At 62.6% G+C, this 12,508-nt stretch carries 8 protein-coding genes and 1 riboswitch; of the genes, 4 read left to right on the forward strand and 4 right to left on the reverse strand.

Annotation, left to right across the window (positions count from 1 at the left end; translation table 11 throughout):
- Window positions 1-70: 70 nt before the first annotated feature.
- Window positions 71-1,333 carry a S41 family peptidase gene (locus ACZ1JV_RS06060; RefSeq protein WP_465148783.1) on the reverse strand — a complete coding sequence of 421 codons (1,263 nt, stop codon included), beginning with the start codon at window positions 1,331-1,333 and terminating at the stop codon, window positions 71-73.
- A 98-nt stretch (window positions 1,334-1,431) separates the two neighbouring features.
- Between ACZ1JV_RS06060 and ACZ1JV_RS06065 the strand changes: the two genes are divergently transcribed.
- Complete coding sequence (locus ACZ1JV_RS06065; protein ID WP_465139630.1) at window positions 1,432-2,034, forward strand: winged helix-turn-helix domain-containing protein; 603 nt, start codon at window positions 1,432-1,434, stop codon at window positions 2,032-2,034.
- A gap of 405 nt (window positions 2,035-2,439) precedes the next feature.
- On the forward strand, window positions 2,440-4,878 hold the full coding sequence (locus ACZ1JV_RS06070) for a prolyl oligopeptidase family serine peptidase (RefSeq protein ID WP_465148784.1): 2,439 nt from the start codon (window positions 2,440-2,442) through the stop codon (window positions 4,876-4,878).
- Window positions 4,879-5,078: 200 nt separating this feature from the next.
- On the opposite strand, the gene ACZ1JV_RS06075 is transcribed toward ACZ1JV_RS06070, so the two are convergent.
- Window positions 5,079-6,623, reverse strand: coding sequence for a PepSY domain-containing protein (locus tag ACZ1JV_RS06075; RefSeq protein ID WP_465148785.1), 1,545 nt, complete (start codon window positions 6,621-6,623; stop codon window positions 5,079-5,081).
- A gap of 4 nt (window positions 6,624-6,627) precedes the next feature.
- The gene (locus tag ACZ1JV_RS06080; RefSeq protein ID WP_465148786.1) at window positions 6,628-8,634 is read right to left on the reverse strand and encodes a TonB-dependent receptor plug domain-containing protein; all 2,007 of its coding nucleotides are present in this window, start codon (window positions 8,632-8,634) and stop codon (window positions 6,628-6,630) included.
- A gap of 186 nt (window positions 8,635-8,820) precedes the next feature.
- A riboswitch (cobalamin riboswitch) is annotated at window positions 8,821-9,066 on the reverse strand.
- Window positions 9,067-9,406: 340 nt separating this feature from the next.
- Here ACZ1JV_RS06080 and ACZ1JV_RS06085 point away from each other — a divergent pair.
- Window positions 9,407-10,297 carry a hypothetical protein gene (locus ACZ1JV_RS06085; protein WP_465148787.1) on the forward strand — a complete coding sequence of 297 codons (891 nt, stop codon included), beginning with the start codon at window positions 9,407-9,409 and terminating at the stop codon, window positions 10,295-10,297.
- 86 nt (window positions 10,298-10,383) lie between these two features.
- Here the strand turns inward: ACZ1JV_RS06085 and ACZ1JV_RS06090 are convergent, their stop codons facing one another.
- The gene (locus ACZ1JV_RS06090; protein WP_465148788.1) at window positions 10,384-11,265 is read right to left on the reverse strand and encodes a helix-turn-helix domain-containing protein; all 882 of its coding nucleotides are present in this window, start codon (window positions 11,263-11,265) and stop codon (window positions 10,384-10,386) included.
- Window positions 11,266-11,402: 137 nt separating this feature from the next.
- Between ACZ1JV_RS06090 and ACZ1JV_RS06095 the strand changes: the two genes are divergently transcribed.
- Entirely contained in the window at window positions 11,403-12,467 is a 1,065-nt protein-coding gene (locus tag ACZ1JV_RS06095; protein WP_465148789.1) for a phosphotransferase family protein, read from the forward strand.
- Window positions 12,468-12,508: the final 41 nt, after the last annotated feature.

Consider the following 12,508-nt stretch of genomic DNA (forward strand, 5'->3'; position numbering starts at 1 on the left):
GGCAGGTTTTATTGCTGACCGTAGGGAAGCTGCCGGACGGGTTTCGCAGCGGCCTTGGGCCGCTGCTCTCTTATGGCGAGGTGATCTGGTCCGTCGGCTCCAGATACCTTGGTGCGGCTGCCCCTGATGGCGGATTGAGCACAAAGCGCGGGTAGGAAAGAACCAATCCGGTATTTGGGAGCGGTACGGATTGTACGCCGCCGGATTGCTGTGTTCGTGCACTATTTCCAATGCCCGTTAAGGTGCCGAAGCCATAATCGCGCACGACATTGGCGAACAACACCGCTGACGAGTACGTCAAGGGGCCGATCAAGACCTCAACCTTGCCGCTGAATTGCAGCGCTTCGCCAGGGATTGGCGCGGTCGCGGTCTCGATCGTTCCTGAGGAAAGGGAGCTATCTCGTTCACGCTTAACGTAAGTCGAGCCCTGCTTGTATGGCTTGGTGGCAATGTAGCGGAGGATACCCTCTTTCCACATATCGTCATCCCCGCCGCCATTGGCGCTGACATCGATTAGCAGGCGCTGCGTCGAAGCCGCCTTGATCCGTGCGAAACAGTTATGCGTAAATTTGAAGAACTGTGCCTTGTCGCTCCAAGCGAAGGAGGCAACCGTCATCAGTGCCGTATGGTCCGCGTCGATGCGACAGGAGTAAAGGCGATCAAAGTCAGCCTCTTGCTGCAGGATTGCGGGAAGCACATGTCCCGCCGATATTCTATGTGAGGTCTGGTCATGAAGATCGTAGACTGCCGGCGTGCCATAGAGTTTGGCGAACCCAAGCCACCAGCGCTGCGATAGCAAAGCCGCCCGAAATGCTGGCGTGTCTCCATGCATCCGGGCCAGCAAGGCGTACGCTATATCCTGGGCATCACGGCCATTTATTTGCGTGATCCTACGCCCGGCGTACGGCGTCGCGGCACCGCCCAGTTTTGCCGTAATGACCGGATAACCCTGCCTGTTGAGCTTGACTTCGAAAGGGAAAAATCCGGCTCCCTGGCGCACTTCCTCTGCGCTCTGTTCTCGCCAATTCGGTAGGCCAATGAACAAGTGGCCGTCCGCGAGCAGTGGGTTGAGTTGCGCCATGGCCGCCCACGCCTCCGCTTGCGTCATGGGGCGGGAAAGCTGCCCCCGTATTGATACTGCGGCGGCTTCCAGACGCTCTTGGGTGGTCGAATGTTCAAGTTGGGGATGCTGCCGTTCAATCGTGTCGATGGCGAAGCGCAAATCTGCCTGCAGAGCGGCGGGTTCGAACGATTGCGGAGCGGCCGCCAGGCAGGTGCTAGACAAAATGCATGCCGGAACCACGATTGCAGCAAGGACCTTAGAGCAATTCACGATCAGCCTTCCTCGTTTGCAGCCTTGTACGGATCTCGGGCTTCCATGGAACGATTCGTTGAAATATATGGGTCGTATTTCAACAGGAGTCCATGTGGATGGGTGATCAATTCGATCCAGGGGCGCTCGGCGATCCGGCGCTGATCCGGCTTCTGAGTTCGCCAATGCGCCAGGAACTGGTGGACACTTTGGCTGCCATCGGAGGCGAGGCGAGCGTTGCGACGTTGGCCGAAGAACTGGGGCGCCCGGCAGATGGTTTGTATTATCATTTGCGCACGCTCGCGGCGGGCGGGCTGATCTGCGAGGTGCCGGCGGACGAAAACGGCGATCGTCGCTACCGATTGGCTAGCCGCAGCGGCGGTCCAATTCGGCTGGCCTATGATCTGCGCCCTGAAGGCAATGCTGGCGAACTGCGTAATTTCGCTCACGCATTGCTGCAAATAGCCGAGCGCGATTTTCAGGGTGCTTTGGGCAAAGTGGATGCTGTCGTGTCCGGTCCTGAGCGCGAGCTATGGGCTTCACGCAACAAGGGTTGGCTGAGCGCCAGCGACCTGATCGAGGTGAACACGCTACTCGAACGCTTGAGCGAATTGACGAGCCAATCGAAGGCGGAAGGCAAAGATCGCCTTGTCAGCCTGGCTTTTTCGTTGGCTCCAATCGATCCACGTCCCAAGCGGAGGGCGTCCGGCAAGGTGAGATAGGGATTGCGTAATGCGTGCGCCGGTGCCGATAGTTCGTCGCGCCCCGAAGAGCGGGACCGCTGGACGAGTATCGAGGGACGGCGATAGCCCATGATTGTCCGACAGGAGGCGCGATCCGTTTCCGGTTCAATGCGCGATGATACGGTTGATCCGTGTTGCCTGTTTCAAGGCGCAGTGGCGCGTTGAGTCTTTCGCTCTTAGCTGGCGTTAGATCGGTCATCGCGGCGAGTGGTCGCAACGTATCAAGGTCAGACATCTACGCAAGCATTGCAGCGTTGTGAGTGCTTGAGCACAAATCCGGATTTTACCCTCCGATCAGATGTCGCGCGCCTCTTGTCATTTCCCTTTTTCTACAGGATGTTGCCGGCAAGACGCTCTCCAACACCTCAAAGGAAAAATCCAAACATGCGCCGCTCCGTGCTTTGTCTGCTGCTGGCCACAGCGGTTCCCGCGCTGGCGAATGCCGAGCCTTCCGGTTACCACCGTGCCCCCGAAGCCATCGCGCGCATTCTTGAAACGCCGCCGACGCCCGCCGTGGCGGTGAGCCCGGATCACCGGACGCTGGCGATCCTGGGCCGCGAAAACCTGCCGACGGTTGCCAATATGGCCAAGCCGATCCTGCGGCTTGGTGGCTATCGCATCGATCCTGCCACCAACGGGCAGGCTGAAGTGCGTGTGCCCTGGCTCAACGCCCTGACCTTGCAGGATCTTGCCAGCGGGCGGAAGGTTGCAGTCTCCTTGCCTGCGGGCACCCGGTTTACGAATGCCAGTTGGTCGCCCGATGGCAAGCGCCTTGCAATGGTGGTGCAGGTGGCGAATGGCCTGCAATTGTGGACAGCGACCCTCGATGGCAAGGCCGCGGCTCTGGTCGAGCATGTCAACGGCGCGTTTCCCGGCGCTCCTTACGAGTGGCTTCCCGACAGCCAGGGGTTGATCGTGCGCGTGGTCGATCCTGCGCGCGGGACGCCACCTGCGGAAAGCACGGCGCCGACCGGCCCGGTCGTGCAGGAAAGCAATGGACGCCGCTCGGCCGCGCGTACTTACGAGGATCTCCTCGGCGACGCGCATGACGAGGCGCTGTTCGACTATTACTTCACCGGCGTCCTCATGCGCGTCGGCCTCGATGGAGCCGCAAGTGCTATCAAGCCGGCCGGGCTGTGGACCGATTTCTCGGCCTCTCCCGATGGTCGCTATCTGCTGACAGAGCGCCTGAAGCGCCCCTACAGCTACCTGCTACCGGCCGGATTCTTCCCGACCGAGATTGCCGTTTCCACCGCCGGCGGTCAGCCTGTCCGCACCATCGTCGACCGCCCGCTGGCCGACGATCTGCCGGTCGATTTCGATGCTGTGGTGAAGGGGCCGCGCGAAGTCGAGTGGCGCTCCGATGCGCCTGCAACCTTGCTCTGGGCCGAAGGACAGGACGGCGGCGATCCCAAAATGGATGTGTCCGTCCATGACCGCCTTTTCGTCCAATCCGCGCCGTTCGCCGCAGCGCCTGCCAAGTTCGCGGATGTCGCAAAGCGCTATGCGGGAACGCTATGGGGTGACGATGGCTTCGCGCTCGTCCTGGACCGCGAATGGAAGACGCGCACGGAACATCGCTACGCCGTGTCTCCCTCCAACTCCGGCGAGGCGCGCCTTCTGCTGACGCGCAATTATCAGGACCGCTACGGCGATCCGGGCATGCCGATGCTGGAGGAGAACGCCGCCGGCAAGCCAGTGATGCGCTTCACGCCCGATCACAAGGCGGTGTTCGCCTCGGGCGAAGGTGCGACCAAGGCGGGTGCTTTCCCGTTTCTGGCCCGCATGCCGATAGAAGGCGGTGATCAGACCCGGCTCTGGATTGCGCAGGCGCCCTATTACGAGTCCGTTGAGGCGCTTCTGGACGATGCCGGCAAGCATATCCTGACACGCCGTGAAAGTGCGAAGCTAGCGCCGAATTACGTGATCGAGACGGTCGGTGGCGGCAAGCCACGCCAAGTGACGGACCTGCCCGATCCTGCCCCGGTCTTCGCCGGCGTGACCAAGCGTACGATCACATACAAGCGGGCCGATGGCCTGCCGCTTTCGGGCACGCTGTATACGCCTGCCGGTTACGACGCGAAGCGCGATGGCCCGCTGCCTACACTGCTCTGGGCCTACCCGGCTGAATTCACGGACCCCAAGGTGGCTGGCCAGACGGTCGACGAAGGTAACCGCTTCGTGCGTCCGCGTGGGATCAGCCACTTGTTCCTGCTGACGCAGGGCTATGCCGTGCTCGACGATCCGGCGATGCCGATCATCGGTGAGAACGGGGCCGAACCGAACGACACTTACGTCAAGCAATTGCAGGAAGACGCACAGGCGGCAGTCGACGCGGTCGTCGCCACGGGCGTGGGCGATCGCAGTCGTATGGCCGTGGGCGGGCACAGCTATGGCGCCTTCATGACGGCCAATCTGCTGGCCCATACGGACCTGTTCCGTGCCGGCATCGCACGTTCGGGGGCATACAACCGCACGCTGACGCCGTTCGGTTTCCAGGCTGAGCAGCGCACTTACTGGCAGGCGACGCAGACTTACACCGAAATGAGCCCCTTCACCTTCGCAGACCGGATCAAAGCGCCGATCCTGCTGATCCATGGCGGTGCGGACGACAATTCGGGCACGTTCCCGATCCAGTCCGAACGCATGTACGCCGCCTTGAAGGGCAATGGCGCAATCGTCCGCTACGTCGTGCTCCCCAACGAGCCGCACGGTTATCGCGCAATGGAATCCACGCAGGAGACCTTGTGGCAGATGACCGATTGGCTCGACCGTTACGTCAAGCCTAAAGAGGCGGTTGCCACTCAACATACAGGGAAGTGATCGGCACGGTCGCCTTGTGACGGCGCCGGCCGTCACAAGGCTGGCGGGCTGCCAGTTGCTACATAGCGCCCCGGAAGGCACGACGCCGGCGTCGCTCGATTTGCGGAGCGGGCGTCGCTCTCAAGGTGGTACCCGAGATCGGCTGGGCGGAAAGCCGGTGTCTTCCTGCAATTGGCCAAATCACTGAAGGCCATTCTCGCTCAGCCGCTATAGGAGCGAATGAGCGGTCTGCGCCGGCGCCACCGCCGCCAAAGACGTCGTAAATCGCGGCGAACCTTGTTCCACGCCATCCACGTTCCCGTAGCGCAGACCAGCGTGACGGCTGCGAGCAACGGCAGCACCACGAAGTCCCACCAGGGGCGCTTGCGCAGCACCGGGAAATCGAGACTGTGCAGGCCATCCTGCAGCCAGCGGAAACCGCGACCATTGCGATCGAACGCGCGGACGATCTGCCCGCTGGCCGGGTCGATGTAGAGCCGCGTCTTTTCGGCATCCGCCAGTACCGCGCGCCAGATCGGCAATGGCGCGGCGAAGCGGTGGCGGTAATAGTAGGCGTCTTCCTCTCGCATCAAATCGAGTGAGGCTGCGGCCATCGGCCCGGTCAGCGCGGCGCGCAATTCCGGTTCGGTCAGCGGCGAAGAATTCCCGGTGGCATCGAGCCGTACTCGGGCACCCTCATGCCGCGATACCAGCAGGAATGTCCGTCCGCCGAGTGGCGCGGTTTCCACTCGCACGGCGCCGGATGGAAGATCGTGAATGGCCGAAAATGCCTGCCACACATCGCGCCAATGCATTGGTCCCGCCAGTCTCTCACGCTCCGCCAGACCAGCCATGCTATCGAGGAAACCCCAGGGGTTCATCGAGAACAGCCCGCTCGCCACCCATGTCAGCGTCAGCAGGCCGAAGAACAGGCCGAAGACATGGTGCCACCACCACAGCCCCTTGTAGGGCGAACCGATATTGCCATCGCGCTTGCGGCGCACGCGGGCAATGCCCGCCCAGATGCCGGTCGCGGTGAGGAAGCAGCCGGCCAGTGAAGTCCAGATCACGACCTGGCTCCACAGCGCGCCGTCCTGCCGCAGGATGGTGGGGTAGAGCCAGTGCGGCACCGCGCCCAGCCAGCCCCAGAAGCGCTGAAAACGAGTGGTTTCCTGTACGACCTCGCCCGATTTGCCGGAGATGTAGATCTCGGTCCCGGCCGGATCGGCAAAATCCGCGCGGAAGAGGGGCGCGTTGCGTTTGTAGGTCTGGACCGTCCACTGGTCGATATCGGTTTCGACCGGCGTTGCAGCGCTGCCGGCAATGCCGTGTCCCGCGGCGAAATCGCCGGCAATTTGGCCGATATCGGGCGTGCCTGGCAGGGCGAGCGGCTTGCCGCTGGCAAGGTCGAAAGCAGCGGGGATCGTCCGCATCTGCGGGATCGGCCGATCGGCGGCGTCTGCGGGAATTACCCGCAAGATTGCGCGGCCCGCCATCATCTCCATGCGGGCGGAGGCGATCGGCGTGTCCGGTGCAATATCGACTGCCTCGAATGCCACCGGTTCCGGCAGGTGCAGGGGCGCAAGCCCCTTTACCTGCGTGGAAGGTTCCAGCCTCGGATAGTCCACGTAGATCATCACGAAGCCCGAAAGGCACCAGATCGTCATCAACAGTCCGGCGAAGACGCCAAGCCAACGATGAAGCACAAGGATCGGGCGCGGCAGCAGGCTGCGCGAACGGACTGCCCGAGGCTGAAGGGTCGTCATCGCCTCAGAAGCTCAGGCCGTAGCTCATCCGCAGCGTGCGCGGCACGCCCCGGTTGAAGTAAAGGAAGCGGCTATTGCTGCCGTCGAGCGCGCCTTGGTCGGTCACGGCCGATTGATAGCCGCGCGTCGCGTATTCCTTGTTGAACAGGTTATCGACATTGACGCCAAAGCGGTTCCGCCGCGCTGCACCGTCCAGGTAGAGATAGGCTCCGGCATCGACCAGTGCATAGTTGCCATAGTTCCGGCGGCCAAAGCCGGATGCGGTGGACCAGACATCGCCGATCCAGTTGACCGAGAGATTGGCGCCGAATGGCTGGTTCTCGGGCGCATAGGACAGCGTGCCCTTGGCGTATTGCTTGGGATTGCGATCGAGCTGGGTCGACGATCCCCTCTCGCGCACGCGGGCGTAAGTATAGCTGGCGTTGAGGCTCCAGCCCCCGGCCATCTGCGCCATGAGTTCAAGCTCGCCGCCTTGCGAGCGGACCTTGCCGTCAAGATTGGCGTAAGTGCCGTTCGGGTAGGCGGGATCGTCGTAGACAGTATCGATCATGTTGGTGATGCGACGGTTGAAGTAGGTCGCTTTCCAGCCCAGCGAGACCGCACCCACCGGCACCGTGCCCCCTGCTGAGGCATTGAGATTGAGGCTCTGTTCCGGTTCGAGGTTGGGATTGCCGATCTCGCAGCAGGGATCATTGCCGTAAAGCTGCGAGGCATCGGGCAGCACGAAGGAGGTGCCGCCGTTCGCTTCCACATAGAGGGCATCGGCAAAATCATAGCGACCCGAGACGTTCCAGATCGTCTTCTTCGCGCCGTCCGTACGGTTGTAGCGCAGACCCGCGGCGAGCCGGCCCTTCGATGAAATCTCGTCGGTAGTGCGGACCTGGAAGATGCCCGCGTGGACCTGCTCGCTGGTCGGCGCGATCAGCAGCACGTCATCGCGGCCGGAGAAGTTCTGGAAGTCGTAGCCCAGCAGGTATTCAAGGCCGGGGTGGAGGTGCAACTTCACCACCGCGCTGCCACCCCAATCGCGATAGCCCCAGAACGTGCCGGCAGGGTAGATCACCTGCGGCTGAAGATCGGGAAGCGAATTGCGGATCTGGACGTAGGCGGTCTTCCAGTCGTGGAAATAGCCCTTGAGGAAGAACTGCACCGTATCGCTGCCGGTGTAGTCGAGCCGGACGCTGGCGATTTCCTCGTTTCGGTCGTTCCGGCTTTCCCGGATGCGCGTGGGCGAAAGGTTGTCCAGCTTCGCCTCGGTGTGCTGGTACTGGGCATTGAACGCCAGATCGGGAGCAAGGTCATACTGATATTTCAGGCCCGCCGACCAGAGATCGTAGCCCAGGCGGCGATCGGTCAGGCTGGGCTGGTACGCGCTGTAAGGCATGTAACCTTCGGACTGGTTGTGCGAGGCATAGGCCACGAAGCGATGCCCGCCCACCGCGCCGCGGAGATAGCCGTCCACGCTGGTCCCGCCCCACGAGTCCACCGAGGCATTGGCCTGGCCATTGAAATCGTCGGTGAAACTGCGCGTCACCACGTTGATGACGCCCGCTGAGGCCTGCGTGCCGTAGAACAGGCTCTCTCCGCCGCGCAGCACTTCGATCCGCTCGATCATGCTGGCGGGCAGTGTATCGTTGGGCGAAGTGCCGCCGTAGAGGCGGTTGTTCAGGCGAATGCCGTCCATCGTCCAGAGAACGTCCTGCGTACGCGAGCCCTGAAGCGAAACGTCGACATAAGTGAACGGACCGTTGCGACCGCGAATGTAAAGGCCGGGCACCGATTCCAGCGCCTTGACCACGTCCACCGCGCCGCTGTCCTTGATCTGCTTTCCGCTGACGGTGACAACGTCGTTACCGTACCGGGAAAGCTCCTGCGGCAGAGTTTCCTCAAGGCTTTGGCCAGTCACGACGATGGCCTGATCCTCACCGGCTTCCTCGGCAAGGGCTGGCGTGTTCCAGACAAGGCCAAGCGCCACGGCAAGCGCCGTGTGCGAAACGGATGCGAACTTCATTTTAATCCCCCTGTCGAGCGCCATGCGATCCGAAGCAGGGGACTGCCGTTCGCGAACGGCCGGCGCGCCGTCCGGCCGGGCGCCCATGATAAAGGGACGACCGCTCAGCGCACCGTGCGGCCCCTGCCGCTGGTTCGTCGCTCAGACGGAGAAACACCGTGCCCCGGCCATCCCCTGGACCAAAGCAAGAGCGACCGAACGCCGGCAGGTCTCCTGGCTCGCGGGTCATAGCTTGATGCACGGCCTTCCCAGGCCTCGCATGTCTTAGCGTCCGGCCCAGTGGCTGCGACAGGCGCCTTGGCCCTGCCGCGCGATGTGCATCGCGCTCGCCGCTTACAGTTGCAGGGACAGCCTCGGATTCGAAGGGCGAACCCCTCTCACCGTGTTCCCATTTTAAGCCTCTCTCGAGGCACCGGCGCGATCTTGTCCGCCATCCCGTTTAAGGGAAGGCGGGCGCAGAGCTAGCTGGGGTGTGTAATTGGCGCAAGAGTGAACTGTCTGGTGGCATTCGCGAAGACGATATCATCTTAGCTGAATGAATGGCAGACTCAGGAGGGCACGCACGCGACCGTGAACGGCGGGAAGGGGGCACATCCCTGTCAATCTGGCTCCCCGCCGCGGCGAGGAGCCAGTTTTTTAGATTTCCGCGCCTTCTGCAAGGGTAAGGGCGTTCTCCACACCCACCCCCGCAATTTCAGCCATTTGAGTAGGCTGGCGCGAGGACTGGGGTTATGCGAGGTCAGAAGCGGGGTTCTTTCCGCCGGGGGGCGACTTGAAGACAGGGTATATTGCAGCCGCATTGATCGCCGCCATGGCATTCGGCCATGGCGCGGCCTCAGCGCAGAAAACGGAATCCGTTCTGAAGCCGACATCGCCATGGAGCTTGTCCCCGGCGCAGGACAGTTGCGTCCTCTCGCGGCAGTTCGGCGGGGCAAAGGATAATCTGTTTCTGCGCATGCGTACATTCTCGCCAGGATACAATTTTGACTACACCCTCGCCGGGCCGCCGGTTACGAGGATCAAGTCGGCGCAGGACAAATTCATCGCTTATGGATCAGGTGCCCCGTTGCCATTCTTGTCGCTCGCCTCTGGTGTTTTGGCGGCGCATGGCGCGGCCATCATTTTCAATACCGATATGTCAGTCGACCAGCCTGCGCTTGAGAAGGCGGATCGTGCCTACCCAGACGCGGCGTTGGAAGGTAGTATCAGCCGGTTCAGCATCAGCGCCGCCAAACAGAAACTGGTCCTGGATACAGGGCCGATTGCGCCGGTTATGAACGCGGTGCGTCATTGCACGGACGAACTGGTCGAAAGCTGGGGCTTGAACCCGGATGTGCAAGCGAAACTGTCCCGTCCAGTGAAGGCGCTGAACGCCCGCGCCGTGAATGCATTAGTCGCGGCCGACGACCCGCCACAAGCAGTCAGAAGCCTGGGAGGATTTGCCCGTCTACACCTACGTGTAATGGTCGACGCAACCGGTGCGCCGACCGAATGCAAAACATTCCCGACCGATGGCGTGCCCGATTTCGAAGTCAATGCATGTGATATCATAATGAAAAACGCCCGCTATTCGCCGGCCCTTGACGAGCATGAGCAACCCGTACCGTCGTATTTCATGTCAGCGATTTTCTTTGCCACCCCTGAATTCTTGCGTTCGCGATAGGATCGCTTCGGCGACATCGCAACGACGTCTGAGGTCGGTTTCTATTTGGCGTCCCTTAGCTCCGGCAGCGCAAAGCCGCCACGGTTTCAGCCGTGTTCTTTCGAACGCCAGATGCGCTGCTGGTACTGGCGCGGTGTCAGGCCGGTGGCGCGGCGGAAGGCATGGGCCAGGCTGGAGGTCGAGGCGAAGCCCACGGCATCGGCCACTTGCTTGATGCTTTCCTGCGTGGCGAGCAGGCGCTTCACCGTTTCCAGCCGGTGGTGATGGACATATTGCCCCACGGTGCAGCCCCGGCTGCCCAGAAAGCCGCGTGTAAGCTGGCGGACGGAGACGCTGCACAGTGCGGCGAGTTCGTCCAGCGAAGGCGGCATGGCATCGCGCTCCAGCCGTTCATCGATCACGCGCAGGCGCCAGGGAGCCAGGCCGCCGTGCGCGGTTTCTTCGGCGATTTCCTCGAAATAGCGGCACAGTTCGACGGTCAGTTGGGTGGCGATCGAGCCGACCAGCAGTTTGGAATCCCGGCGCGGTGTGCGCGCTTCTTGGGCAAGGCGGCGCAGCAGCAGGCGCACGGTCTGGCTGGCGATGTCCAGCGCCGCGGTGAGGCGGGGAGCAGTCCATTCCATGCGCTCCCCGAACCGGTGCCGCGCCAGCCGTCCGCGGAGTTCGCAGCGGATCGAATGCTGCGCTTCCGCTCCGTCCCATCGCAGTTGAAGCGGATGGCCGGGCGGCACGAAAACGATATCGCCCAACTTTTCGAAACGGTGCCTCTCCGATCCTTCAGGCGCGAAGGCCCCGCGCGCATTGGCGGGGCGTGGGGTAACGCAGAGGTCGAGCAGCGCATGATCGCTTGCCAGCATCGTCGCACCTCCGCTCGACAAGCTGCCATGGACGATAGTGACTTCGGCCGAGGAAAAGCTGAGGTCGGCCCCCGCCCTTGATCGTCCCCGTCTCTCGCTCGCTGCGTCCATGCTCTCCGATCCCGTCCAATACTGCGTCGCAATTTGGCCAAATCTCCGCCTCTCGTCCAGATCGGGATGCATGACCGGATTGCGAAGGGGCACCGGGATCCGCAGACTGGCGGCAAGACAGAACACTGGAGGATGCCATGCCGCAGCAGATGACCGAAGCGCTCGACGACTTCGGCGGCCAGATCGATTGGCCCCGCCTCAACGAATGGATCTCGGCGCAGGACGTGCCGGGAAGCGGCCCCGTAACTGCCGTGCGCAAGCTGGCGGGCGGGCTTCAGAACAGCGTTTTCCTGATCACGCGCGGCGGCGAAGACCTGATCCTGCGCCGGCCGGGCAAGCACCTGAAGCCCAAGAGCAATGAGACCATGCTGCGTGAGGCACGCGTGCTGACCGCGCTGGAAGGCAGCACCGTGCCACATCCGCGCGTGCTGGCGACTTGCGCCGATCCGGGCGTGATCGGGGCCTGCTTCTTCTTGATGGAGCCGCTCGAAGGCTTCGCGCAGTCGGGCGAGTTGCCGGGGCAATATGCCACCGATGCCGGCTGGCGGCGCGCCATGGGGGAGGAACTGGTCAAGGCGGCGGCGGCACTGGGCGCGGTCGATCACGTCGCGGTGGGCCTTGCCGATCTTGGCAAGCCCGACCAGTGGCACGAACGGCAGGTCGAGCGCTGGCGATCCCAGCTGGAAGGCTATGCGGCAACGCCGGGCTACGATCCGGGCGAACTGCCGCATGTCGATGAAGTGGGCCGCTGGCTGGCCGACAACCTGCCGACCGATCGCCGGATCGGTCTGGTCCATGGCGACATGCAGTTTCCCAACGTCATGTTCTCGCTGAAGGCGCCGAAGATTTCCGGCGTGCTCGACTGGGAACTGGTTTCGCTGGGCGATCCGCTGCTCGATCTGGGCTGGATCCTGTCCAGCTGGTCGGAAGCCGCCGATCCCGAAGGCAAGGCGCCGATGGTGCGGCCCTGGGACGGCTTCCTGTCACGGCGGGAACTGGTGGAACTTTACGGCGCGCTCAGCGGGCGGAACATGAGCGAGATGCCGTGGTTCTTCGCGCTTGCCTGCTACAAGCTCGCCTGCCTGCTGGAGGGCACATACGCCGCTTCGAAGGCCGGAAAGGTGCCCGCCAATGTGGGGGAATCGGTCCACGGCTACGCCACCTGGCTGATGACCAAGGCGCGCCAGATCATCGCGGGTTGAGACCTGCCAAACACCATTACGACATTTGAGGATGAGGATCA

It is taken from the genome of Novosphingobium sp. BL-S-19, assembly GCF_055521675.1.

Excerpts from the sequence above, each read along its gene's own strand:
- ACZ1JV_RS06065 (WP_465139630.1), top strand. The coding sequence starts at position 1,432 with ATGGGTGATCAATTCGATCCAGGGGCGCTCGGCGATCCGGCGCTGATC.
- ACZ1JV_RS06070 (WP_465148784.1), top strand. The coding sequence starts at position 2,440 with ATGCGCCGCTCCGTGCTTTGTCTGCTGCTGGCCACAGCGGTTCCCGCG.
- ACZ1JV_RS06075 (WP_465148785.1), bottom strand. The coding sequence starts at position 6,623 with ATGACGACCCTTCAGCCTCGGGCAGTCCGTTCGCGCAGCCTGCTGCCG.
- ACZ1JV_RS06080 (WP_465148786.1), bottom strand. The coding sequence starts at position 8,634 with ATGAAGTTCGCATCCGTTTCGCACACGGCGCTTGCCGTGGCGCTTGGC.
- ACZ1JV_RS06090 (WP_465148788.1), bottom strand. The coding sequence starts at position 11,265 with ATGGACGCAGCGAGCGAGAGACGGGGACGATCAAGGGCGGGGGCCGAC.
- ACZ1JV_RS06095 (WP_465148789.1), top strand. The coding sequence starts at position 11,403 with ATGCCGCAGCAGATGACCGAAGCGCTCGACGACTTCGGCGGCCAGATC.